Origin of the sequence: Pseudomonas fluorescens, from assembly GCF_902498065.1 — a bacterium.
In the GTDB taxonomy this organism is placed as follows: Bacteria; Pseudomonadota; Gammaproteobacteria; order Pseudomonadales; family Pseudomonadaceae; genus Aquipseudomonas; species Aquipseudomonas fluorescens_BJ.
In genome coordinates this window covers 542,059-567,231 of sequence record NZ_CABVIR010000001.1, presented here as the reverse complement: position 1 = coordinate 567,231, position 25,173 = coordinate 542,059, and the positions used below count along the sequence as shown (strand labels likewise).

The 25,173-nt window shown below is 56.4% G+C and carries 19 protein-coding genes and 4 pseudogenes; 9 read left to right on the top strand and 14 right to left on the bottom strand.

Going from position 1 to position 25,173, the window contains the following annotated elements:
• Nucleotides 1–75: 75 nt before the first annotated feature.
• Nucleotides 76–1,203 carry a sensor domain-containing diguanylate cyclase gene (locus tag F8N43_RS02765; RefSeq protein ID WP_150653167.1) on the bottom strand — a complete coding sequence of 376 codons (1,128 nt, stop codon included), beginning with the start codon at nt 1,201–1,203 and terminating at the stop codon, nt 76–78.
• 422 nt (nt 1,204–1,625) lie between these two features.
• On the opposite strand from F8N43_RS02765, the gene katG reads away from it, so the two are divergent.
• Entirely contained in the window at nt 1,626–3,878 is a 2,253-nt protein-coding gene (gene katG, locus F8N43_RS02760) for a catalase/peroxidase HPI (protein WP_150653166.1), read from the top strand.
• Between the two features lie 379 nt (nt 3,879–4,257).
• Nucleotides 4,258–4,500, top strand: a pseudogene (locus F8N43_RS02755) (MFS transporter); the annotation flags it as partial.
• A gap of 187 nt (nt 4,501–4,687) precedes the next feature.
• Here F8N43_RS02755 and msrA read toward each other — a convergent pair.
• The 5 genes and pseudogenes from msrA to F8N43_RS02735 form a co-directional block, all read right to left on the bottom strand.
• Nucleotides 4,688–5,194, bottom strand: a complete 507-nt coding sequence (gene msrA, locus F8N43_RS02750; protein ID WP_150653165.1) for a peptide-methionine (S)-S-oxide reductase MsrA — start codon at nt 5,192–5,194, stop codon at nt 4,688–4,690.
• A gap of 82 nt (nt 5,195–5,276) precedes the next feature.
• Nucleotides 5,277–5,669 carry a hypothetical protein gene (locus F8N43_RS29280; protein ID WP_191630102.1) on the bottom strand — a complete coding sequence of 131 codons (393 nt, stop codon included), beginning with the start codon at nt 5,667–5,669 and terminating at the stop codon, nt 5,277–5,279.
• A gap of 21 nt (nt 5,670–5,690) precedes the next feature.
• Entirely contained in the window at nt 5,691–6,059 is a 369-nt protein-coding gene (locus F8N43_RS29275) for a hypothetical protein (protein ID WP_191630101.1), read from the bottom strand.
• 409 nt (nt 6,060–6,468) lie between these two features.
• Nucleotides 6,469–6,833, bottom strand: a pseudogene (locus tag F8N43_RS29430) (hypothetical protein).
• A gap of 192 nt (nt 6,834–7,025) precedes the next feature.
• The gene (locus F8N43_RS02735; RefSeq protein WP_150653164.1) at nt 7,026–7,337 is read right to left on the bottom strand and encodes a DUF6124 family protein; all 312 of its coding nucleotides are present in this window, start codon (nt 7,335–7,337) and stop codon (nt 7,026–7,028) included.
• 1,049 nt (nt 7,338–8,386) lie between these two features.
• Here F8N43_RS02735 and F8N43_RS02730 point away from each other — a divergent pair.
• The 3 genes from F8N43_RS02730 to F8N43_RS02720 all read left to right on the top strand — a co-directional run bounded on the left by F8N43_RS02730 (nt 8,387) and on the right by F8N43_RS02720 (nt 11,706).
• Nucleotides 8,387–8,905, top strand: a complete 519-nt coding sequence (locus F8N43_RS02730; RefSeq protein ID WP_150653163.1) for a cysteine hydrolase family protein — start codon at nt 8,387–8,389, stop codon at nt 8,903–8,905.
• A gap of 586 nt (nt 8,906–9,491) precedes the next feature.
• Entirely contained in the window at nt 9,492–10,412 is a 921-nt protein-coding gene (locus F8N43_RS02725; protein ID WP_150653162.1) for a hypothetical protein, read from the top strand.
• Nucleotides 10,413–10,728: 316 nt separating this feature from the next.
• Nucleotides 10,729–11,706 (top strand): hypothetical protein, encoded by a 978-nt coding sequence (locus tag F8N43_RS02720; protein ID WP_150653161.1) that lies wholly within the window; start codon nt 10,729–10,731, stop codon nt 11,704–11,706.
• A gap of 278 nt (nt 11,707–11,984) precedes the next feature.
• On the opposite strand, the pseudogene F8N43_RS02715 reads toward F8N43_RS02720, so the two are convergent.
• The 5 genes and pseudogenes from F8N43_RS02715 to mqo all read right to left on the bottom strand — a co-directional run bounded on the left by F8N43_RS02715 (nt 11,985) and on the right by mqo (nt 18,222).
• Nucleotides 11,985–13,416: pseudogene (locus F8N43_RS02715) on the bottom strand (IS1182 family transposase).
• Between the two features lie 112 nt (nt 13,417–13,528).
• Nucleotides 13,529–14,344: a diaminopimelate epimerase gene (gene dapF / locus F8N43_RS02710; RefSeq protein ID WP_150653160.1), complete on the bottom strand. Its 816-nt coding sequence runs from the start codon at nt 14,342–14,344 to the stop codon at nt 13,529–13,531.
• Between the two features lie 299 nt (nt 14,345–14,643).
• The gene (locus tag F8N43_RS02705; RefSeq protein ID WP_150653159.1) at nt 14,644–15,366 is read right to left on the bottom strand and encodes a hypothetical protein; all 723 of its coding nucleotides are present in this window, start codon (nt 15,364–15,366) and stop codon (nt 14,644–14,646) included.
• Nucleotides 15,367–15,464: 98 nt separating this feature from the next.
• A complete protein-coding gene (locus F8N43_RS02700) occupies nt 15,465–16,283 on the bottom strand; it encodes a hypothetical protein (protein ID WP_150653158.1) in 819 nt (272 codons plus the stop codon).
• A 292-nt stretch (nt 16,284–16,575) separates the two neighbouring features.
• A complete protein-coding gene (gene mqo / locus F8N43_RS02695; protein ID WP_150653157.1) occupies nt 16,576–18,222 on the bottom strand; it encodes a malate dehydrogenase (quinone) in 1,647 nt (548 codons plus the stop codon).
• A gap of 385 nt (nt 18,223–18,607) precedes the next feature.
• Here mqo and ilvD point away from each other — a divergent pair, with 385 nt between their 5' ends.
• Complete coding sequence (gene ilvD, locus F8N43_RS02690) at nt 18,608–20,290, top strand: dihydroxy-acid dehydratase (protein WP_150653156.1); 1,683 nt, start codon at nt 18,608–18,610, stop codon at nt 20,288–20,290.
• Nucleotides 20,291–20,585: 295 nt separating this feature from the next.
• On the opposite strand, the gene F8N43_RS29830 is transcribed toward ilvD, so the two are convergent.
• The gene (locus F8N43_RS29830) at nt 20,586–21,311 is read right to left on the bottom strand and encodes a methyl-accepting chemotaxis protein (RefSeq protein WP_407013083.1); all 726 of its coding nucleotides are present in this window, start codon (nt 21,309–21,311) and stop codon (nt 20,586–20,588) included.
• Nucleotides 21,312–21,443: 132 nt separating this feature from the next.
• Nucleotides 21,444–22,199: pseudogene (locus F8N43_RS29825) on the bottom strand (MCP four helix bundle domain-containing protein); the annotation flags it as partial.
• A 234-nt stretch (nt 22,200–22,433) separates the two neighbouring features.
• Between F8N43_RS29825 and F8N43_RS02680 the strand changes: the two are divergent.
• Entirely contained in the window at nt 22,434–22,865 is a 432-nt protein-coding gene (locus tag F8N43_RS02680) for a nuclear transport factor 2 family protein (protein WP_150638535.1), read from the top strand.
• Between the two features lie 50 nt (nt 22,866–22,915).
• Here the strand turns inward: F8N43_RS02680 and F8N43_RS02675 are convergent, their stop codons facing one another.
• Nucleotides 22,916–23,491, bottom strand: coding sequence for a nucleotidyltransferase family protein (locus tag F8N43_RS02675; RefSeq protein ID WP_150653155.1), 576 nt, complete (start codon nt 23,489–23,491; stop codon nt 22,916–22,918).
• A 165-nt stretch (nt 23,492–23,656) separates the two neighbouring features.
• Between F8N43_RS02675 and F8N43_RS02670 the strand changes: the two genes are divergently transcribed.
• Both F8N43_RS02670 and F8N43_RS02665 read left to right on the top strand, forming a co-directional pair.
• Nucleotides 23,657–24,163 carry a sigma-70 family RNA polymerase sigma factor gene (locus F8N43_RS02670; protein ID WP_150632057.1) on the top strand — a complete coding sequence of 169 codons (507 nt, stop codon included), beginning with the start codon at nt 23,657–23,659 and terminating at the stop codon, nt 24,161–24,163.
• Nucleotides 24,160–25,128 carry a FecR domain-containing protein gene (locus tag F8N43_RS02665; protein ID WP_150653154.1) on the top strand — a complete coding sequence of 323 codons (969 nt, stop codon included), beginning with the start codon at nt 24,160–24,162 and terminating at the stop codon, nt 25,126–25,128. The genes F8N43_RS02670 and F8N43_RS02665 overlap by 4 nt, the downstream gene beginning before the upstream one ends.
• Nucleotides 25,129–25,173: the final 45 nt, after the last annotated feature.

The following is a 25,173-nucleotide window of genomic DNA, read 5'->3' as shown; positions in this document are numbered from 1 at the left end:
CCCCGGATCGTCAAACCCTCGGCGGTCTTTCCTGTGCAACTTGAACGACTGCCAAGTCACAGGCCTTGTGCGGCCTTACTCGGAAATGGCGATCTGATTGCGGCCACGTGCCTTGGCTCGATACAGGGCTTTATCGGCGTTATTCATCAAGCTGTGCAAATCAAGGTCAGCGGCGTCCATCGACGCGACACCGAGGCTGGCCGTTATGCAGTGCACCGGGCCAGTCATCAATCCGGCAATGGAGCGGATGAGTTGCTCGGCAATGTTCAGGGTTTCTTCAATCGAAGTGTCCGGGAGCAGGATGGCGAACTCCTCTCCCCCCAGCCTGCCGTAGACATCCGTTTCACGGAACGACGTGCTGATGACCAGGCCCATCTGACTCAGCACCTGATCCCCGACCTGATGACCGTAGGTGTCATTGATGTGTTTGAAGTGATCCATATCCAGCATCACGGCACACAGCGGCAACTGGTTGTGTTTGCAGTAACTGTGTAGCTGCTGGGCGTGCTCGAAAAAAGCCCGGCGATTCCTCAGGCCTGTGAGTTCATCGGTCTGCGCGGCAAGAGTGGAAATGCGGTGCGCCTGCTCCATTTCACGGGTCAATCGAAAGGCGGTTTCCAATGCATCGGAGAGTTTGCGGGTAGCGCTGGCCACAAAGGAGGCAAACACCAGCACCGCCAGCGCCATGCCGACTTGCATCGCTGACGGCTGGAACAACAGCCACATCGTGCACGGCAACAACACCAAGCCAATGGACACCAACGTCATGTAGCGGTAGGCCGAGTAGCAGGACACCGCGCTGACCGACATCCCGACAGTAAAAAGCATGACCAGTGCCTGGGACAAAATATCGTCTGCGGGCATCAGCGCCAGCGCACCTGCGCCCCAGATACCGGCAGATAACACCAGCGTGCTCCAGTATTTCCATTCCCAGAGCTGAGGGGTTCGCGCACCTTTGTCGCTGCGAAAATAGGCAACAAACATCAACACGCGTAATGAAGTCGACGCCGCCAGGATGCCCATCCACCAAAAAATGACGCGATGATCGAAGCGTTCCCAACACAACAGACACAACATGATTGCAGCCAGGACACTGCCCGGAATCGCCGTCACCGACTGATGAAACAACTGATGCAGACGATCAGTGCGTACCTGCGCTGCTATCAAAGCATCCGGGTTGTACCGGGGTCCAAGTCCGTCCATTTGATCCGCCTGATCATGATGCTGCGACAAAGGAGCATTGTGGCACCCGGCCAGTAGCGCAAACAACCGCGCCCTTGAAATGTTTCCGGGCGCCAGATTGAAAGAGTACGTCTATCACGCCCCAACACTCGCCCTATTAGCTGACTTCCCGGCTCGGGTCTAACCTTAGTCTGCGCTGGCGCCATAAGCCGGCCGGATTAGCGCTGAAAAGGAGACAGGAATGAGCCCGAAGCTTGACTAGGCCACCCGTGGGCCACCGCGCAGGCAACCTGATTGCCGCTGTCCAGAATTCCCGTGTGGTCACCACAATCAGTTGATCCAACTGCTGGCCCTGCAGCCTATGTCCTTGATTCCGCTCGTCGCTATTTAATGCCCGTCCCGGGCCCGATAGCCGGATGAACACGACCAAAGGTAGCTCGCACATGGCAAACGAATCGAAATGCCCGTTCAATCACGCCGCTGGCGGTGGCACGACGAACCGCGACTGGTGGCCTGACCAACTGAATTTGAAGATCCTGCACCAGCACTCGTCCCTGTCAGACCCCATGGACGAAGGCTTCAATTACGCCGAAGCGTTCAAAAAGCTCGACTTTGCCGCGGTCAAGCGTGACCTGACCGCGCTGATGACCGATTCGCAAGACTGGTGGCCCGCAGACTTCGGTCACTATGGGCCGCTGTTCATCCGCATGGCCTGGCACGCCGCAGGCACCTACCGCACCGGTGATGGTCGTGGCGGTGCCGGTTCCGGCCAGCAGCGCTTCGCCCCGCTCAACAGTTGGCCGGACAACGTCAGCCTCGACAAGGCGCGCCGGTTGCTGTGGCCGATCAAGCAAAAGTATGGCAACAACATATCCTGGGCCGACCTGATCGTCCTTACCGGCAACGTCGCGCTGGAGTCGATGGGCTTCAAGACCTTTGGTTTTTCCGGTGGTCGCGCGGATGTCTGGGAACCCGATGAAGACGTTTATTGGGGCTCGGAAAACAAGTGGCTGGGCGGAGATACTCGCTACGGTAAAGACAACGCGCCCGTGCAAGCACCCGGCGATGTTCCACTCGTGGCCGAACCCGGTAGAAATGAGGACAGCCGTACTGAAGAGGGGCGCAATCTGGAAAACCCTCTGGCCGCCGTGCAAATGGGCCTGATCTATGTGAACCCGGAAGGTCCGGAGGGCAATCCCGATCCGGTCGCTTCGGCCCTGGATATTCGCGAAACCTTCGGCCGCATGGCCATGAACGACGAAGAAACCGTGGCACTGATCGCGGGCGGCCACGCCTTTGGCAAAACCCACGGTGCCGGCCCTGCCGACAACGTCGGTGCCGAGCCGGAAGCCGCCGGTCTTGAAGCCCAGGGCTTTGGCTGGAAAAACAGCTTCGGCACCGGCAAAGGCCCGGACACAATCACCAGCGGGCTGGAAGTGACCTGGACCACCACGCCCACCCGGTGGAGCAACAACTACCTCGAAAACCTCTTCGGCTTCGAGTGGGAATTGAGCAAAAGCCCGGCCGGTGCGAACCAGTGGGTAGCGAAAAACGGTGCCGGTGCCGGCACCATTCCGGATGCGCACGACCCGTCCAAGCGGCGTAACCCGACCATGCTCACCTCGGACCTGGCGCTGCGCTTCGACCCCATCTATGAACCGATTTCCCGGCGTTTCCTGGCCAATCCCGATCAGTTGGCCGACGCCTTCGCCCGCGCCTGGTTCAAGCTGATTCACCGCGACATGGGCCCGCTCTCACGCTACCTCGGCCCGGAAATGCCCAGCGAAGAGCTGTTGTGGCAAGACCCGATTCCGCAAGTCGACCATGCCTTGGTCAACGACAGCGACGTCGCCGCACTCAAGAGCAAAATCCTCGCCTCTGGCCTGAGCGTCTCGCAGCTGGTATCAACGGCCTGGGCAGCGGCGTCGACCTTCCGTGGCTCCGACAAACGTGGCGGTGCCAACGGTGGACGCCTGCGACTGGCGCCACAGAAATCCTGGCCAGCCAACCAGCCTGAACAACTGGCGAATGTGCTGGCGAAACTGGAAGGCATTCAGCGTGAGTTCAACAACAGCGGCAAGAAAATCTCGCTGGCGGACCTGATCGTGCTGGCCGGCAGCGTCGGTGTCGAACAAGCCGCAAAAAATGCCGGTCACAGCGTGACGGTGCCATTCACACCGGGACGGACGGACGCCTCGCAAGAACAGACGGATGTCGAATCCTTTGGCTTCCTCGAACCCATCGCCGATGGTTTCCGTAACTACCTGAAAACCCGCTACCGCGTGTCGGCCGAACACCTGTTGATCGACAAGGCGCAACAACTGACCCTCAGTGCACCGGAAATGACCGTGCTCGTGGGCGGCTTGCGGGTGTTGAACACCAACGTCGGCCAGACCCGACACGGCGTGTTCACCCAGCAGCCGGAGGCGTTGACCAACGACTTCTTCAAAAACCTGCTGGACATGGGGGTGGAGTGGAAACCGGTGTCGGACGCCAATCAGGAGTTCGAAGGGCGCGATCGCAAAACCGGCGAAGTGAAATGGACCGGGACGCGGGTCGATCTGGTGTTTGGCTCGAATGCGCAGTTGCGCGCTCTGGCTGAGCTGTATGCCAGCAGTGATGCGAAGGAGAAGTTTGTGAAGGACTTCGTTGCGGCCTGGACGAAAGTGATGAACCTGGATCGTTTCGATCTGTAGGCGCCGGCTTGCTGGCGAATCGATGGTGGTCGAGATGACGCCATCGCTGGCAAGCCAGGTTCTAAACGTTACGGGTTATGCCGACAGTTTTTTGCATAAACGGTATCGCTGAAACAACAACGCCTCCCGGTATGGAGGCGTTGTGCTTTTTGCGCATTGAGGAAAGTAACTAGGTCGGCGAGATCGTGGCCAAGGCACCGATCAAAAGGGTTAGCAGCAGAAATCCACCCAGAAAAATGGCCATCTTGGGCATGGGGCCTCCTACATCATGAGTTTGCGGTTCAGTGGCTACCGCGATTGCGGACCGTGCGGTCATTGTGGGGCGCAAGCCGGGTACATTACAGATGCAGATAGCGCAGAAAAATACGGATCAGAGCAAATTCTGTCGGCTCGCCGCACCGCAGCGATAGCGTCTGCTCAGGTACACCGCGCCGCCTCAGTCATCACGACCGCGTTGCCGACCATGGCCAGCGCATTCGGCATTACGCCGGTCGACATGAACATCGGCATCACCGCCTGCATTCTGGCAGTGGCGATCTTCATCCCACTGTCCAGCTGGATCGCCGACCGCTTTGGTGCGCGAAAGGTGTTTGCCGGCGCAATCATCGTTTTCACCCTCGCCATGAGCTTCAGGCGCAGGTGGCTGATTGTCGAGTGGCCTTTGTGGGCGTGGCGGTGTTGGGGTTGTTGGCGTTGGTTGATGTGATCAGGTTGCCCAAGAATGCGGGCGACAGTGTGCTGGAGCGGTCTTGAGTCGGCTTCAAAGCGGCGGAACAGAGACGGCTCATTCGAACCGCCTCTGAGCTTGATCAGCCGCGTTTTGGCAATGTCCAGTTGGGGCGGATGAAGTGGCAGGTATAACCGTCGGGAAGTCGTTCCAGGTAATCCTGGTGTTCCGGTTCCGCTTCCCAGAACGGCCCGGCCGGGGTGATTTCGGTCACCACCTTGCCGGGCCAAAGGCCGGAAGCTTCGACGTCAGCCACGGTGTCTTCGGCAACCCGTTTCTGCTCATCGCTGAGGTAGAACAGCGCAGATCGGTAGCTGGCGCCGATATCGTTGCCCTGGCGATTCTGAGTCGTCGGGTCATGAATCTGGAAAAAGAACTCGAGAATCTGCCGATAGCTGATTTGTTGCGGATCGAACACGATCTCGATCGCTTCCGCGTGATTGCCGTGGTTGCGATAAGTCGCATTCGGCACATCGCCGCCCGAGTAACCCACTCGCGTGGACAGCACGCCGGGGTAACGTCGCAGCAAATCCTGCATACCCCAGAAGCAGCCACCGGCCAGGATGGCGGTTTCGGTTTGCGTCGTCATGAACAGTAATTCTCCCCAATGAAAGTGGCGCGTTATTGATTGCCGATCGGACTGTTGAACTGGTCGGAGTAACTGCCGTCCATCAGCGAGGATGCCACTCGATCAGAACCAATGCCATTACGGGAGTACGCAAGACGCGCCGCGCCGATATGGTCCGCGCCGTCCGCTGCGACCGCGCCAGCCCCAACGTGATCTGCGCCGTCCGCTGCGACTGCACCAGCGCCGACATGATCTGCACCGTCCGCTGCGACTGCGCCAGCGCCGACGTGATCTGCACCGTCAGCTGCGACTGCGCCCGCTCCGACATGGTCGGCGCCATCCGCTGCGACTGCGCCCGCTCCGACATGATCTGCACCGTCAGCTGCGACTGCGCCAGCCCCAACGTGATCTGCGCCATCCGCTGCGACTGCACCAGCGCCGACATGATCTGCGCCATCTGCTGCGACTGCGCCAGCGCCGACATGATCTGCGCCATCCGCCGCTACTGCGCCGGCACCTACATGGTCGGCGCCGTCAGCTGCGACCGCGCCCGCTCCGACATGATCTGCGCCGTCAGCTGCGACTGCGCCAGCGCCGACGTGATCTGCGCCATCCGCTGCGACCGAGCCAGCGCCGACATGATCTGCACCATCCGCTGCGACCGCGCCAGCGCCGACATGATCTGCACCATCCGCTGCGACCGAGCCAGCGCCGACATGATCTGCACCATCCGCCGCAACTGCGCCCGCTCCGACATGATCGGCACCATCCGCCGCAACTGCGCCCGCTCCGACATGATCGGCACCATCCGCCGCAACTGCGCCCGCTCCGACATGATCTGCGCCGTCAGCTGCGACTGCGCCAGCGCCGACGTGATCTGCACCATCCGCTGCGACCGAGCCTGCCCCTACATGATCCGCGCCATCCGACGCCAAGGCTCGTGCCTGTGCAGCCGAGGCACCGGGCGTTACCACCGCTGCCGCAAGTGCTAATAAAACGCCTGAAAAAAGTCTGTATTTCATGATGTTCTCCACGACCCACTAGCTACAAAGCCAAGAGCACTGCCAGTCATTCAATGCTGGAGACGCGACGCGTGGACTCTGCGCTGGTTACGTTGGCGGTTGGCACGGGTGCTCCGTACAGCGCACGGGTGTCGACGGCTTGCATGACAGAAAGACAACGAACTGCTCCAGTATAGATCGGCTATTGCAGCTGACCCGACCCGGTGACCATCGGTGCTTTACCGCATGGCTACCGCACAGATGGCTACGCAATGATCACAAAAAACTTAGCCGCTAGCCCGTAAGCTCGACGTAGCTCGACTCCCCGCCGCCAGTCGCGCCCGACAACCAGCCCCAAACGAAGGCTAGCGTGGTACGCCCTGCGTGATCAACGCCCACCGTGCCACGAGACCAGCCGGCAAGCATCTCGCCATCCGCCGTCAAACACTAAAAAGAAGCTCAATGGTATCGGGGCCTGTCACATCCCCGACTTGATTACCGATGCGTATCCGTCCGCCCTGGTAAGTGCTCGAAATGGCATTCCCCTCGACCTGCTAGTGAAACACGGTGCCCGCACCGGACAGCCCTTGAGCGTTATCCGCAACCGTAAATCGGCGATGGTTCAAACGCTCGCTGATTTGAGAAAAGGGGGTTTCCATGAATGTCGCGTCCTTTGGTTGAGATGTTCGGTTTTAGCCTTTGACGATCCTGACTCATTCATTTCCGAGTGATGAAGGCACTCGTTTGGCTATCTCTGGTGCTGCGGCTTCAATCCAAAAACAAAAAAGCCCTGCCCCGGCTAAATGGGGCAGAGCTTCTTTTGGCGCATCACGTCACATCAACGCCCTCGCCTACTCCTGCGGGTCAACTTGATCCAGCACCCGATTCACCGTCAATTCGGCTAAAGCAATCATTTGCTGAATTCCGAGTGCCAAATTGCATTTGGGGCCTTCGAGTATGAACGCCAGTTCACTGGCCATAACGCTTGCAGAGGCAAGTGTTTCGCAGGCGTGAACCAGGAGGGTTTCGTTATTGACGTTGGGGGCGATGGTGAAAATGGGGTTGGGACGGCGCTCGGCCTCGGCGGGTTTGCGGGGTGGGGATTCGAAATCGACTTCTGTGCAGTCATCCGCATCGGGGGGATTCGGGGTTTCTTTGATCATTGTGGAGCCTCTATGAAGTGGACCTCTCCAAATTTGCTACCACGCAAAATAAGGAGACGGCTGTACACAGGGTGGTAGACCGGTCATAGAAACCCGGCAGGCCGAAGCCTCCCATGCACAGCCGCCACAAAGCAGCCAGCACAAAAAAACGCCCTGAGGCGTTCTGGGTCTATGAAATAACCGGGCTACCACACCCGTTCGCTGAATTGGCAGCGACGAGGAAGGTTAGCGAGGTGTGTTCCGAAGAGCAAGTGCATTGGCCCGTCGAAAATCCCCGAAGGTCGATGCAAGTCCTCTGCGCCTATCCGGCCAGCGTATGTAAAAAACACTGCAATCCGTTTCGATCTTCAAATCAAAAAAACGACCTGGCCCATTTAACAAAGATGGAGTCGCGGACTCGCGAGCTATTCATCAAGGCCGAACCGCAGTAACCCTCCATCGACGCGATCTCTAGGCAACCGCCCACCGCATTCAAGATCGAGCCATGCTGTGACAACGGAACGAACGAACTCTCGTGCCTCGGTTAAACAGCCGCTTACCATGCATTTCGAGACGCAGGTAGTGGCCTCTCCAGCGTTCTGATTGCGGCGCTCGGAGTTAAGAGGGCCTGAACGCCGGCTCCGCAGTCGATGGAGAATCAAGTAGCGATCAAGCAAGCCAGTGTGATAGCACTTAGGAGAGGGGCTAATGGGTAATTGTGCAGGATCCCCTACTCATCTGCTTTCGACCTAACCAGCCATCTTGCATCGAATTTTACCTGTAAGCTTCGTCGATATGAGAGGCAGAGAACGGCCAGAAGCGGACAGCGATCGATATTACAATCAGTCTTCATGCACGTACCATTCACTTGCCAACCCGGTACCGCGCAGCTACTGTCAGCCCTATGAACCAACCACGAATTAACTTGACCACGACTACCACGACCGCCAAAGGCGGGTCGTGAGAGGTGTCGTGAGCCGATAACGCACGAACTTCAAAGGCCCGCCAGTGATGGATAGGGCCTTTTCTTTTGCCCTTGTGTCGCTGGCCAAAACGCAAGGAAAAGCGCTATGTATGCACTGTTGATTCTCGATATGCAGGTTGGATTATTTCATGGCGCGGATAAGCCATGGGCTGGCGAAGCGCTGGTAGACACGTTGAACAACCTGTTGAATAAAGCCCGGCGTGCGGGCGCCCCCATTTTTCTCGCCCGCCACATTGGTCCACCGGGTTCGCCAATCGAGCCTGGAAGCCCGTTGACGCAGCTGGTGCAGGAACTGGTGCTGCAGGGCGACGAAGTGATTTTCGAAAAAAGTCGACCCAACGCCTTCACCAAGACAACTCTGGTCGATCAGCTACGGGCTTGTGGTGCTCAGGGTGTGGTCATTGCCGGAATGAAGACCCAATACTGTGTCGACAGCACCTGCCGCGCCGCACGAGACCATGGTTTCGATGCCGTGCTGATCGCCGATGGTCATACCTGCTCGGACACCTCTGCGCTGAAGGCCGAAGAAATTGTCGCTCATCACAATGCGACCCTCGCGGGTCCATTCTGTCGTGTCGTAAACGCTGAGGACTGGTGTTTCTAACCGCCATCGACGGACCGGTCCACGTCAGGGCCGATCCGTGCACTATGAGTTGAATGCAGCCCCTGAATCACCTTTGCGAAGCCCACATAGGGATGGGCCTTCAAACACCTTTTGCGTCCTCGAACGATTTTAAGTCTTCGACAAAGCGAGGAATTAAGAGGCTCGGACTGGTGTTTGCGTTCCGCAATTTTAGCTTTTCTGCTTCCACGTGAACCTTTGTTTTCAATACGCGAACAATAATTGCGGAACGAAAAAACCTAGCATTCACAGTAGAACCGCGGGTGGGTGTATCGCGTCATTATGCGTCAACGACATATCTTAGGTTGTGCTACGCGCGGCAACAGACGACGCCAATTAGAGGTGAGTATGCTGAGGCACGTCGCTCACCCTAGCTGTCGCTGTACTCATGTTGCCGAAGTGAGTACCCAAAGGCAGCAATCGGCTGTGGATTCAATCGGTCGATGCAATAGATTGGCTAAATCGTTCAGCGGGTGTTTCGTAGTCTACTATTTTCCGAGAGCGGCTATTGAGCTGCCTTGCGACTTCATTCAGCGTGGCTGCCTTCATCCACTTCGAGGAATTACTAATGGAAAAGTTACATGCTATCGCTTGCGCATTAATCGCAAGCTTCATTTCGATAAATATATGCCATGCAACCGAAAGTTCAGCAGTCGCAGCAGTCGGGGTTGCGCCAGATGCCGACGCCTGTCGGTACCTGCACGGCGCGCCGTCGGCGACACGATTGATCGACCGCGCAAAGTTTTGGTCAAAGATGGAAGAAATCGTCCGACATCCAGAAAAATTCGAGTACGACTATAAACAGCCAGTGAAAGATGCAAGCGGGAAGCACGTAATGGACGCATCCGGTAATCCCGTGATGAAAAAACGTCATGATGCAATCTCCTTCAATGACCTTAGATCGATCCTCAACGGCGTTCCCAAATGCACGATCGAAGGGATCTTCGATTATTGGGAGACCAGTGGAGGCGGCGACCCCAAGGTGCTCGCACTGTCAATAGCCACCGCGTTAAAGGAATCCAATTACACTTTGCAACCCGGATATATCGAAAAATTCTCGAAAACCAACCCTCCTGCGTATGCAAAACCGGATAAACACCGTCGCGCTTACTATGGCCGCGGCCTGACGCAGCTCACTAAGATAGAGAACTACAAGACTTTTGGAAACCGACTCGGCATAAATCTAGTCAATCAGCCTGAGCTGGCTGTTATCCGCGAGTATTCCATTCGAATTCTGGTCGACGGCGCACGACTTAGTCTGTTCAATACAAAGTATGGCAAAGTCGAAACCTATTTGAATGATACGACGTCCGATTGGGTAAGGGCACGAGGCTTGGTTAATCCTGGCAGTTACCGCAAACGCACCACAGGCTACTTGGCCTGCCGGTTCTACGACGCGGTGCAGCCATCCTACCTACAGACCGCGCCTGTTCAAGACGCAGCATTGTGTATGCAGCTCAGTCGACAGGTAGACGACAGCCCGCTCTAAGTTGCATCTAATCCTATATCGCAGGCCCAACAAGGCACTGCGGCGGACGGCTTCGACGCCGCTGAGTTTTGGCGTTGGGCTGCTCTGGGTTGTATGGAATTAAGAAGTGATACCGCTCGATAGGTTTTGGCTTCTCATCAACTGTAATGCTTGAAAACCACGATGAGCCTTCCAATGCTCCAAAACGGCCAAACCTCATCTCATCCTGAAAAAGCTGATGCACCAGTGATTTGACTCACGCACAGATAGTGGCATTTTGCTGACTCTGTGCTGTACTGCTATCCAGCCTTCGGTATGAATTGTATGGGAGAGAGCGATGAAAAGAGCCGCACTGCTGATAATAATTGGCACGACCGTGCTTTCTGGATGCACTTTTTATCAAGAAAAATTCAACGAACTGGAGTCCAACTCCTTCGTTGCTTACGTACCTGTGGACTCAAACTCACTGAACCCGCCTATACAAAAGGGAGGAAAATCGAATTTTTTGCCGTCGTATGATCCAAATGTTGCTAAAGCGAATCTTCAGGGCGATGAATTCCATGCTGGGGACTGTATCATGGTCGTCATGAATACCGGCAACCTGAATCAAAACTTCGAGACTTGGTTCGAGAGAAAGTTGATAGGTGAGGATAAAACTAGAAACGAGATTTCCTTTACCTCACAGGTTTACGAGACACCAACTGAATTACCAGCAGGAACAACCGCCCCCGGCAAACAGCTTTCTATCCATGAATCGAAAGGACAACTCAAGAGTCGCCCTCTGACTGTGGATAATCTGATTTTGTACGGCCCACGAAAGTATTATGGCGGCCCTATCACTTTCAGCCTGTACGTATCGGAAAAAGATCATGACGAGCTTACGAAGGTCAAAAAGGACATTACAGATTCTACGAAGATTATCAACGCTCAGCTGCCAGAGGGGAGCAAAACAACCTTCAAGGATTTTGTTGCTGCAGGCGTTAATGGGGCCACGTTAGACGCTTTTGGCTATGTTGCGATTGGGGCACAGGCGATAGATTTATTCGCGGATGTGTTTTATCAGCTGAATGAACAAGACGACGTTGTAATGAAGGCCAACTTTACGCTGCTTCAAACTGGCACGAAATCAAAAACATATCAGTCATTTTTGAGAGAGGGCTATTTCCCAGTAGTTCGGCTTTCAACAAATGAATCATATCCAGCCGGCCTTAGCGGCTTAGTTCTTGACCCACAAAGTGGCGAGGTAAAGATGTCTGGTCATCATCAAACCTCTCTAACCCTTCAGATAACAAAACCTAGTTCTTGTCCAATATGACATAGCCGGGACTGGCATGTTGTTGGTTCAGTCTCGGCGTTATTCCTATGGCACATAGGCATTGGTGCAGCCATGTGGGACGGCTGCACCGAAATCTTGCTTAACCGACGTCAGCTTCTGGCCCAGAGTGTGTAAAAACGCTTTCGTATATCGAGTGCGTCATTCAGGCGCTCCTGGGCGATGCAATTGTCCAAGCGTTTTCCGTGATAAGCATTAATGACCTTCCAAAGCGGTTATGTAGCGGTTGAGCGCCTTCTGGGGCAGAGAAAACCGAGACTTTACACCGCCATCGCCTTCAGCAAGCTTGCTGTACCGATAATGCTCATAACTCGCTTCATGTTGTAGGCGAGTACATTCAGACTCATCTCAGCGCTTACCCCAACCAGTTTGCGCGTCAGGAAATGCGTTGAGCCCATCCATTGTTTGAGCGTCCCGAAGGGATGCTCAACTGTCCTTTTTTCGGATTCGCATCATGTCCGGCGCATCATTCAACCGACGCTGCATTTCCTCGAGCACCGTTTCATGTTCCCAGCGCCTTACTCGACGATTTTTGCTCGGCGTGCACTGCGTTTTCAGCGCGCAACCCTGGCATTTCGAACTCCAATAACTGTGCATATTCATGCCTTTCTCAATACTGGAGAAGCGCCAAGGCAGCGCCTCTCCAGCCGGGCAGATGTATTCGTTTTTCGTCGCGTCATAAACGAACGCATCTTTGTTGAATCGACCATCCGCCTTGGCGCTTGAAGTCATCGGCTTTGGCACGTAGGCAGTGATGTCCGCGTCGTGACAGGCAAGGATTTCTTCACTCTTGAAGTAACCTCGGTCAGCTACCACCGCCAGCGTTTCGGACGCCATGGCATCGCGAGCCTGCTTCGCCATCGAGCTGAGTTGATCTCGGTCGAAACCGAAGTTGGTGACCTCATGAGCAACGATCAAATGGTTCTGGGTGTCGACCGCTGTTTGCACGTTGTAGCCGACAATTCCCGTGCCGCGCGTCATCATGGAGCGGGCGTCTGGATCGGTCAGTGAGACCTGTTTATCCGGCGATTCGTTGAGCTGGATTTCGATCGCTTTAAGCTCTTTCATTTGCGTCTTCAGCTTGGCAATTTTCTCCTCCAGCCGCACGGCGCTGGGCTCGGAGGCTGTTGGCTCTTGCCGATCGGCAGCATCGAGTGCTGTCAGGTAACGGTTGATGCTCGATTCAATTTCTTCCATTCGCCGCTTCAGTTTGGCGCTGGTGAAATTGCGGTCGCGGTTGTTGACTGCTTTGAATTTACTGCCATCGATGGCGACCAGATTTTCTCCGAAAAGTCCCAACTGCTGACAGAGCACAACGAACTGGCGACAGACGCCTCGAATGGCCTTGCTGTTGTCTTTTCGGAAGTTGGCGATGGTCTTGAAATCCGGCATCAAACGCCCGGTCAACCACATCAGCTCGACGTTGCGTTGAGCTTCTCGCTCCAGGCGTCGGCTCGACTGGATGCGGTTGAGATAGCCGTAGATGTATATCTTCAACAGGATCGCGGGGTGGTAAGCGGGACGGCCTGTGTCAGCCGGAATAGCACCGTCAAAACCCAAGGAAACCAGGTTGAGTCCGTCGACAAAAACGTCGACTACGCGCACCGGATTGGTATCGCTAACGTAGTCGTCGAGGCTCTCGGGAAGTAAGGTGCCTTGGCCTCGATGTTCACCTTGGATAAAGCGCTTCATGGGCGATCCCTGCGATGAAATCCTCAGAAATCATAGCAAGGGTTCGCGAAGGTGTTTTTACACACTCTGGGCCGAAAGCCGTCCTCCACGAGCGACCACGACAAAGAAGCAATCAGTCTTTTAGCAAGCTATCCGCAACTGTCCCCGAAAAAACCGCCTCCACCGGCCCAATCAAAAACACCGCCCCCACACCATCCCATTGAACCGTAACACTCCCGCCATCACATTCCACCTCAACGGTATCGTCCAACAACCCGCGCCGAATTCCATTAACCGCGGCGCCACAAGAACACGAACCTGAACCGAGCGGAATAGCGCCCCAGCGCTCCCAAATGCGCAGTCGAATGTGCTTGCGGTCAATGATCTGAACCAAGTGCACGTTGGTCCTGTTGGGGAACAGCGGGTGGGTTTCAAGGGTCGGTCCGATGGCCGCGATATCAATCGCCGTCAGGTCATCCACAAAATAGGTGCAGTGCGGATTGCCCATGCTGCACGCTGCCGGATCGCCATCAAGGGGCAGAACCGCGGTATCCATTTCCTGCGCCAGGGGAACATCCGACCAACCGAACAGCGGCTGCCCCATGTCGACCGAAATGGCGCCGCTGGAGGTTCGTTGGCACGTGAGCAGACCCCGGTGGGTCCGAAGTGTTATCGACTTCGAATTCGATTCGCGCATCAGCCTGTCCGCAGCCCCCCGCGTGGCGCTGCCACACACATCTAGCGGGGAGCCGTCGGTATTCCAGAACATCAATCGCGCATCGGCATCCTCGCAATCGAGCACCACTGCGAGTTGATTGAAGCCGATGCCACGATTGCGATCGCCCATGCGCCGAGCCAGGGCACTTGTCACTGGATTGGCCGAGTTTCGCGCGTCCACGACCACGAAGTCATCGCCATTGGCGTGCATCTTATGGAAACTCAGCGGCATAAACAGATCCCTGTGGTGAATGGCCGTTTGCAGGCGATCTAGCCCCATCTGCATTGCTTTTGCAAGTTGCGTGAAGGTAAACGAAAGCTACCCGCCAGCCCCGTATTCCAGGCACAAAAAAGCCCACTGACCGTCACCGGTGAAGTGGGCTTTTTGACTGGGCGTCTAGTTACAGAGCCATATCAGTTGCAAGGGAAAGCGGGACAGATTTCTTTTCATAAAAAACAAATCTAAAAATAACCCACCCCATTTCCTGCACTGATAATACAATATTAATCTGACTCAACAACCTAATAATATTAGGGCGTAAGACTAGCAGCGGGCACTACCATCACTTCGCTTGCTGATTTTTTCGAATACGAAATTGCCGCATGAACACCAATAGTTATGAGCAAAAAAAACATTAAAATACATGCTCGAATCGACCACTTCTTTGTCTCTTTGTAAGCTGGCTCACCAAGCTTAACCGTCTCCCACTCCGTCTTTAGAATACTCCTAGAAAATGCAGTCATATCATTAGCCGCGCTATGTATTTGCTCTTTTATAGCACCAATTTTTTCATCACCTTGCTCAGCCTTTAGCTCTTCAAACTTCGCCATACACCATTCAAACTTCTGCTCCACCCTATTAAATCCCAGATCATCTGGTTTGAAGTGAAGTCTCACACTAGCATATGCTTGATAGATTTCAGAAGTAAGACTATTCGACTTCTCATATCCTGACTCGACCAAGACTCGCTGAAGTTCAATTAAATTTTTTGTTCGCAACTCATCCTTCCCTTCGCACTCTTCATGAAGCGCAAAATAATTCAAGATGTTTTTTTTGGCTGACACCATGGTCGAAGCCTTAGCGTTAATTTTTGCGATCAATTCAGCCATTGCAGTGCGTACAGACTCGGTCCAAGCCTGCCTATACTCAGTTGTTTTACTTTCTTTCTCATTGACCAACTTAACAATGCTCAATGCGGCCGTAATAAAACCAGCCAGCGCGGTCAGAAAAGCCGTAAGCAGTATTTTATCCATCAACCTTTCCTTTTTATAACCATACATACACAAAGAACAAAGGAGCGGATTTATTTTTAGACATCCATCAGTTTCACGACAAATAAACCCACCATTTTTTAATCAGAAAAACTAAGGGTGATTCTCTCTAGTTGGCCAACTGCGATGTAGCGTTTTTTATTCGTACTTTGTGAAACCTTAAGGACTCCGAAAACAAGTACATAAGAGCCAGCGAAATCATCTAAGTCTGAACAAGGGAATCTAGCGGTAAATACATCACTTAAATCTCCACCCACGACGATACTAACGGCCTCTCTACCTCCGCTGTTCAACCATAGACTACCAGATGAAATACCAGCATCCGATATCATCCCCCAGTAGCCACGATACTGATTTAAGTGCATATCAGAAGTGCTAGAAAACTCAACAAAAAAATCCCTCACCCGAAACTGCCCTTCAGGTAAAGCTATTATCTGATCTGAGTTTCCAAAATCCGTACTGTGCATCAAATTTTTTAGCAAAGTGCTAAGACGGCGGTGCATTGCGGGACGTGCTCGACCGTTAGCACCTCTACTATATCGTCCCCCCCTTCCATTCGGATCGATAGGATCGTCGGGGTGAACATGCTGTATCGGATGAGCACCAAAATTAAAATCTACTTCAATTCTTTCTCCAGAATTGATTCGCTCTTCCTTATCAGGGCCGAGTCCTCCACCTTGTTTCGACTCAACTGCAGCTAAATCGCAGTTCGCTGCGTGAGGACGTGCACCAAAACACGCAGCCTGCCCACTTGTTGATTCCTTGCGATAGAAGGCCGGCCCACGACATTCTGGACATGCAAGTTGCCTTCGATACATCGAAACAACGTAGTCCCCCAGCAGCTCAAAAGCTTGAGTGCTGTATTTTTTCCCGTCCGCTAAACAAAGCACGATATCCATCTGGCTCTCCCTGTAGGCCAAAATACGCCGCATGATGGCACAAAGCTTTCACGCGATGAATCCTCTATGACCAAAGTCGAATCAGTAACAGTGAGGCGCATTACACAACGGATTATCGATATCTGGGTGAAGATACTGAGTGGGTCTGCTTCGCAGCCAACGGGGGCAAGCCCCTCGCCACAGCCTGCTCACCAGGTGAGGAGGTTGTGTGATCCGAAAAAGCTGAATCTCGGACACAAAAAAACCCACTGGACCGTCGCCGATCCAGTGGGCTTTTTGATCAGGCTTCCAGTTACAGAGCCATATCGCTAGCAGCATTGGCCTTCGGCGCCTTTGGCGCTTCAGCCGGAGCAGCAGCCGGGGCCGCAACCTGACCGATCGCCGGTGGCGGGGTCAGTTGCAAGACCTTGGCGGTGTAAGCCCACTCTTGTGCAACCTTCTCAGGACTGCCATTCAGCTGGGTGCCATAGCTCGGCACGATCTGGTGCAGTTTTTCCTGCCAGGCTGGGGACGCGACCTTGTCCTTGAACACTTTCTGCAGCACGGTCAGCATGATCGGTGCAGCCGTTGAAGCGCCTGGCGAAGCGCCCAGCAGGCCAGCAATCGAGCCGTCTGCGGAAGCTACGATTTCGGTGCCCAGTTTCAGCACGCCACCGGCGGCTTCATCACGCTTGATGATTTGCACGCGCTGGCCGGCTTGCCACAGGCGCCAGTCTTCAGCCTTGGCGTTCGGGAAGTATTCTTTCAGGGCGTTGAGGCGGTCTTCATCCGACAGCATCAGCTGACCGGCAAGGTACTCGACCAGCGGGTATTCCTTGATGCCGACCTTGGTCATTGGCCACACGTTGTGCGTGGTGGTGGTGGTCAGCAGGTCCAGGTACGAGCCTTCTTTGAGGAACTTGGTGCTGAAGGTCGCGAATGGGCCGAACAGGATGACGCGCTTGCCGTCCAGGACACGGGTGTCCAGGTGCGGAACCGACATTGGCGGTGCGCCAACCGAGGCTTTGCCGTAAGCCTTGGCCAGGTGTTGCTCGGCGATGGTCGGGTTTTCGGTGACGAGGAACGAACCGCCGACCGGGAAGCCTGCGTATTCCTTGGCTTCAGGAATGCCGGACTTTTGCAGCAGGTGCAGTGCACCGCCGCCCGCGCCGATGAACACGAACTTGGCGTCGGTTTCGGACTTAGTGCCGTCTTTCAAGTTTTTGTAGCTGACGCGCCAGGTGCCGTCTTCGTTCTTGGTGATGTCTTGCACTTCGCTAGACAGTTTCAAGTCGAATTTCGGCGTGGTTTGCAGGTGCGCAACGAACTGGCGGGTGATCTCGCCGAAGTTCACGTCGGTGCCGATCGGGGACCAGGTGGCCGCGATTTTCTGGTTCGGGTCGCGCCCTTCCATCATCAGCGGAACCCACTTGGCGATCTGCGCCGGGTCTTCCGAGTACTGCATGCCGGCGAACAGCGGGCTCGCTTGCAGGGCTTCGTAGCGCTTTTTCAGGAACTTGATGTTGTCATCGCCCCACACAAAGCTCATGTGCGGTGTGGAGTTGATGAACGAGCGCGGGTTCTTCAGCACGCCTTGCTGAACCTGCCAGGCCCAGAATTGACGGGAGATCTGGAACGCTTCGTTGATTTCAACGGCTTTCGGGATCGAGACTTTGCCGTTCTCGTCTTCCGGGGTGTAGTTCAACTCGGCCAGGGCGGAGTGACCGGTACCGGCGTTGTTCCAGCCGTTGGAGCTTTCCAGGGCGACGCCGTCGAGGCGCTCGATCATTTCCATCGAAGTGCCAGGTTCCAGCTCATTGAGCCAGACACCGAGGGTCGCGCTCATGATGCCGCCGCCGATCAGCAGTACATCGACTTTCTTTGCCTCTTCCGCGTGGACGGAAGTGATCCCCATCGACAAAGCCAGCCCCAGCAGGGCCGTATTCACTTTTTTAAACATCTGTAGCACCTATGATAAAACGCCATCCGCCCTTCCATCTTCACTTCACGAGCCCCTTGTTTCACGGCATACAGGCAGATGCCGCGGGTTCTCGCGCATGACGATTGGAGGGTGGGCACACAAGGCCGACGTGATCCATCGACCTCAGTTTATATGTCCCTACTGAACTGACTTTTTATCGTTATTGGCTTCAGCTACTTGAGCGACAGTGATTCTGTTGGCGCGTCTCGAGGACACGCAAACTGAATAGGTCAAACCAAGTTGAGGCGAAGAATATCACGCTGGAGCAAACCCGCGCGTCTGTTCCCGACCTGATAGTCCGGACACGCGCGCCGGGGCCACTATACTCAACCTGTTTTTTTCGATGAGCCGGTGAGGAGCAGTCATGGTTATTAAAGACGATCTGCGCAAATATTCCTCTCAAGTGGTCGATGGCGTGGAGCGTGCGCCCGGTCGCTCGATGCTGCGGGCGGTGGGTTTCACCGACGAGGACTTCAAGAAACCGCAGATCGGCATCGCCTCGACCTGGGCGATGGTGACGCCGTGCAACATGCACATCGACAAACTGGCGATCGAGGCGGAAAAAGGCGCGAATGCCGCCGGGGCCAAGGGCGTCATTTTCAACACCATCACGATTTCCGACGGCATCGCCAACGGCACGGAAGGCATGAAGTATTCGTTGGTATCGCGCGAGGTGATTGCCGATTCCATCGAGGTCGTGGCCGGTTGCGAAGGCTTCGATGGCCTGGTGACCGTGGGCGGCTGCGACAAGAACATGCCGGGCTGCCTGATCGGCATGGCGCGGCTGAACCGCCCTTCCATCTTCGTCTATGGCGGGACGATTCGGCCCGGCGCCGGCCACACCGACATCATCTCCGTGTTCGAAGCCGTGGGCCAGAATGCGCGTGGCGACATCAACGAAATCCAGGTCAAGCAGATCGAAGAAGTGGCGATTCCCGGCCCTGGCTCCTGTGGCGGCATGTACACGGCCAACACCATGGCCTCGGCCATTGAAGCGCTGGGCATGAGCCTGCCCGGTTCGAGTTCTCAAGATGCGGTCGGCAGCGACAAGGCCTCGGACAGCTTCCGCGCCGGCCAGCAGGTCATGGCGTTGTTGAAGCTGGACCTCAAACCGCGGGACATCATGACCCGCAAAGCCTTTGAAAATGCGATCCGCGTGGTCATCGCCCTCGCCGGCTCGACCAATGCCGTGCTGCATCTGTTGGCCATGGCGCATGCGGTGGATGTCGAGTTGACGCTAGATGATTTCGTCGAGCTGGGCAAGGTCTCCCCCGTAGTGGCCGACTTGCGCCCCAGCGGCAAATACATGATGAGCGAACTGGTTGCCATCGGCGGCATTCAACCGCTGATGAAGCGCATGCTCGCGGCCGGCATGCTGCATGGTGATGCGATGACGGTGACCGGCAAGACCCTCGCGGAAAACCTCGAAAATGTGGCGGATTATCCCGACGGCCAGGACGTGATTCTGCCCTTCGACCAGCCGGTGAAAAAGGACTCGCACCTGGTAGTGCTGCGCGGCAACCTTTCGCCCACCGGCGCGGTGGCCAAGATCACCGGCAAGGAAGGTCTGCGCTTTGAAGGCACGGCGCGGGTCTACCACGGCGAAGAAGGCGCATTGGCCGGGATTCTCAACGGCGAAGTGAAAGCGGGCGAGGTGATCGTGATTCGCTACGAAGGGCCCAAGGGCGGCCCGGGCATGCGTGAAATGCTCTCGCCGACGTCGGCGGTCATGGGCAAGGGCTTGGGCAAGGACGTTGCGTTGATTACCGACGGCCGCTTTTCCGGTGGTTCACACGGATTTGTGGTGGGGCACATTACACCGGAAGCCTTTGATGGCGGGCCGATTGCGCTGATCGAAGACGGCGACAAAATCACCATCGATGCCGAAAGCCGGCAGATCACCGTGGATGTTTCCGATGCTGAACTGGCCGAGCGCAAGACCCGCTGGGTGCGGCCGGAATCGAAGTACAAACGCGGGGTGTTGGCCAAGTATGCGAAGACTGTTTCCAGTGCCTCCGAGGGTGCTGTGACGGATAAGTATCTCTAGACCATTCGTTCTGTTTTGCCTGAGCGATTGCCATCGCGGGCAAGCCCGCTCCCACAGGAACCGTGTCGTACGCAGTAGTCAGGCTCGACACGGACCTTGTGGGAGACTGTTTCCAGTGCTTCGGAGGGGGCGGTGACGGATAAGTATCTCTAGGCCATTCGTTCTGTTTTGCCTGAGCGATTGCCATCGCGGGCAAGCCCGCTCCCACAGGAACCGTGTCGTACGCAGTAGTCAGGCTCGACACGGACCTTGTGGGAGCGGGCTTGCCCGCGATGGCGTCAGGTCAGACGCCGCTTCACAGCCTGAACCGATCCACCGATTGCGACAACTTGCCCGCCAGCGCCGACAAATCATCCGTGGTCGAAGCCGTCTGGCCAATGACCTTGCTGTTGCCTTCGGACATGCCCGCAATCATCTCCACCTGATGCGCTATTTCATTGCTCGCCAGGCTCTGCTCACCAATCGTGCGGGAGATGTCATTCACCAGTTGCGTGGTGTTCAGCGTGGCCTCGAGAATTTCGCGGATGGCGCGTTCGACGTCGGCGGTCACGGCCATGCCCTTGTCGACCTGCGCGACGCCCGCCTCCATGCTGGTGACGGCTTCGCGGGTGCTTTGCTGGATGCGTGAAACCATCGCGGCAATTTCCTGGGTCGAGGCGCTGGTGCGTCCCGCCAGGCTACGGACCTCGTCGGCCACCACGGCAAAGCCACGGCCCTGCTCACCGGCGCGAGCCGCCTCGATGGCCGCGTTGAGCGCCAACAGGTTGGTTTGATCGGCAATGCCTTTGATCACTTGGATGATGCTGAATATCGCCTCGGAATCCTTGTCCAGCGTGCGAATGACCTGTGCCGACTGCTGTGCCGAACGCGCGATCCCGTCCATGTCATTGACCACCTGATGGATCACCCGACCACCGTCCTTGGCCAGCGTCTCGGCCTGGTTGGCCATGTTCAGCGCACGCTCGGCGTGCCGGGTGATTTCTTCGATGCTCGCGGTCATTTCACTCGCGGCGGCGGCCATGGTGCTGGCGGCGGCGCTTTGCTGCTGGCTGCTGCCAGCGACTTCGTGGCAACCGTCGCTCAATTGCGCGCTCATGCCGCTGACGCCGTGGGCGTTGCTGCGCACGACTTCGATCATGCCGCGCAAGTCACGTTGCATGGTCGCGAGGCTGCGAATCAGTGCGCTGGCTTCGTCATTGCGGGTGGGTTCGACAATGGGTTCGCTGAGGTTGCCGTGGGCGATGCTCTCGGCAATACGGCTGGCGGTTCGCAACGGTCCCATGATGCTCAGGATCACCCAGCGGCCCTGGGCAATCAGCAGCAACAGACTGACGACGAGCACAATACCGAGCGTGACGTTGGCGTTACTGATGGCGTGCTGCGTGCCTGCGCTGGTCTGTTGAGTGTTGGTCTCGATCAGCTCGCTGAGGGCGGCCATCTGGTCTTCCAGTTGGCTGAACACCGTGTTGAACGTGCCCAGTTCCTTTTGCGCGGCATCCGGGTTTTCCAGCGCCAGCCCGACGATGCGCTCGGCGGCACTGATGTAGGTGTCGAGGCTCGGTTTGATCTTGTTCAGGCCAGCCTTGATGGTGTCGTTGACCGGCAGTTTGAGGTTTTCACCCAGCACTTCACGAAAGTGCGAGGCGTGTTCCTCGATGGAACTGCGCACTTCGGCAGGGGTGCTGGTGCTTTTGCCCAGCCCGACGACCATCGCCAACAGCACATCCGCGCGTAACGCGTCGTGCATCATGTCGGCTTCAAGGTGATTGCGCAGCGCGGCCATGCTGACCTCGTTGTCATTCACCGCGGTCGCCATTTGCGAATTTCCCAAGTAACTGACCAGGCTCATGATCAACGCCGTGAGCAGACCGGTGCCTATCAGCAGGATCAAACGTAGTTTTATCGACACTCTGTGGGTCCCCTGTCAGTTGGGTACAGCCATTCGCGGATGGCTTCTGAACAGGTTATCGACTGCATCACAGTGCAATTGAAGGCTATTTGCATTCGGGCGGGGTTTTACGACATGCGGTATTACCCGCCCGGCCATGTTCGCTTTTTTCTCAGTGCATGCTAGGTTGTACGACGACTGACGAATGAATCTATATCCGCCACTCGATCACCCACAACAACAAGGAAACACCCAATGAAAAAAGCGAAATTGCTGATCGGTTTTCTGTGCCTCTTCAGTGGATACGTGGCGGCAGCCTCGTCCTCCGGCGAGAAAGATGTCGCCCAGGCCGTCGACCACCTGACCCAGGCGATGCTGAAAAAGAACATTGCCGAACTGAACGCACTGACCGCGGAGAACCTGACCTACGGGCATTCCAGCGGCAAAATCCAGAACAAACAGGAATACATCGCCGACATCGAAACCGGTCGCAGCGCCTTCAAGACCCTGGAAATGCAAAACCAGACCATCACCCTGTCCGGTGACGTCGCGCTGGTCCGCAACCATTTCTCGGCACAGGCGCTGAAAGGCGCCGAGGTGATTCCGACCGAAATCGAGAATTTCCAGATCTGGCAGAAGCAGAAAGGCAAATGGTTGTTGGTAGGGCGTCAGGCGTTCAAGTTCTGATTGTTACGTGATGGAGGGGATGGGGTATTCGAGCCCTGTCCCCTTTTACTTCAATCAGGAATAGCGTCAGTGTCGACAATCGTCAGCCAAGGCCAGCGAGCCTGATAACTTTCGGCTTTCTGCACGAACAGATCAGGCTGATGATTGAGCGGATTGATCCGTAACAGCCCGTCAGCGACATCGCCCAAACCGTAAGGCGCGTACACCTCGCCGCTCACCACATCGAGGCCGATGCACGTTCCCGCAATCAGATACCGGTCGATGCCGTCCTTCGCCGACTTCAGCTTCGGGTACGGCCTGCCGAACCGCCGCTCGTACCAGCGATGGACCCGTGCCTGGTTCTTGATTTCGATGTTCACGTCAAGGTCGTGAAAGAGCGCTCGCGCCGCCAGGATGACTTCGTTTTCGGCGTCCCACGATTCGTCTTCATCAAAGTAGAACACGTCGTAATCCTTGATGCCCCACGCGGCAGGCCGGCCGGACTGATGGTTCCAGACCGCCTGAAACAGGCAGCCTGCGGTCAGCATGCACTGGTTCATCCCGAGCGCAGGCAGGCGCCGGGCAATCTCGGCGTTGGCCGGGTTGGTCATGGCCATTTCGATTAGTGTTTCGGTGGTCAATGTCATGTGGGCTCCGTGCACAGTCTCAACTCCTTGCCGGAAGACGATACATCAAGAAGCACGGGCGGGCATTCATCCCGCCCCGCCATCGGCGAAGTCAGAGATTGCAGTGACGATCCTCTCAAAGGTAGTATTGAGAACGATTCACACTAACATCTGGAAAGCCAACCGGTGCAACCTCCTCAGACCAGCAAGCTGGGCTTCTTTTTCAGCGACCATCATCGTTGGCTGCTGCAGCATATCCAGCGGCGCCTGCGCAATCACGCGGACGCTGAGGACACCGCCGCCGATACGTTTTGCCAGATGCTGACAGCCCGCGTAGACCCCGACAGCATCGAACAACCGCGCGCGTACCTGTCGACCATTGCCCGACGATTGATCTTTGATCGTCATCGCCGGCGCAAGCTGGAACTGGCCTACCTCGAACGCCTGTCCACGTTGCCTGAATCGTTCGCCCCCTCCCCTGAAGAACAGTTGCAGCTGATCGAGGCCCTGGTCGCTATCGATCGGGCACTCGATGGCTTGCCAATGGTCGTCAAAGCCACGTTCCTCTACAGCCAACTGGACGGTCTGAGCTACGTGGCGATTGCTGACAAGCTGGGGCTTTCGGAGCGCACGGTCAGCCGTTACATGAAACAGGCATTGCGTCAGTGCTATCTGAGCGAGTTGACGCCATGAGCAAGCCGCGCCTTGATCCGGTCAGCGAGCAGGCCATTGACTGGATGGTGAGCCTTCGTGCCGGCAAACCCGATGCCGCACTGCAAGAACGGTTCAACACATGGCTGGCGATGAACCCCGCCCATGCCCGGGCCTGGGCCACCTTGCAGGAACGTCTCGGGGCTTCCTTCAACACGATTCGTGCCCTGGATCGGCGTTTGCCCGGTCAGGCCGGCGAAGCGCGGCAACTGCTGCTGCAGCCCCACGGCTCACGCCGCGATGCGCTCCGCGTGATCGCGGGCCTGGGCCTGCTGGGTGGCGGCGCGTGGCTCGGCATTCGCAGCCCGCTGGGTGACTCGCTGCTGGCGGATCTGCACACCGGGCGCGGCCAGCGTCAGGATTTCACGCTGGCCGACGGCAGCCGCCTGAGCCTCAACGCGAACAGCGCGGCGGACCTGCGTTTCGATGACAAGCAAAGGCTGGTGATTCTGCGCCACGGCGAACTGGTGATTCAGGTCGCAGCCGACCCCCAGCGTCCGCTACGGGTGCGCACCGCCCAGGGTGAAATACGTGCACTGGGCACCCGTTTCCTGGTGGCTCAGGAACACGACGCGACTCGCGTGGTGGTGTTGCAGCATTCCGTTGAAGCCCGTCTGCTCGACGGCACGACGCTCGACCTGCAGGAAGGTCAGTCGGCCTTGCTGTATGCAGGAACAATTGCACCAGTGGCCGGAGATCAACGTCATCGCGCGGATTGGCTCAGCGGACGACTGAACGTGCTGGACGATCCCCTGGAACACGTCGTCGATGCGCTACGCCCTTACAGCCGGGGCTTTGTCCGCGTGGCTCCCGAGGTTCGCGACTTGCGAGTCCAGGGCGTATTCCCGTTGAACGATCCGGATCGGGTGTTCACGGCACTGGCGGAAACCCTGCCGATTCGTGTGGATCGCTACAGCCCATGGCTGACGCTGATCCGTGCGAAATAGCCCCACCGATAAAATTTTTTTGGAAATAACTCTCATTCGTGTCCG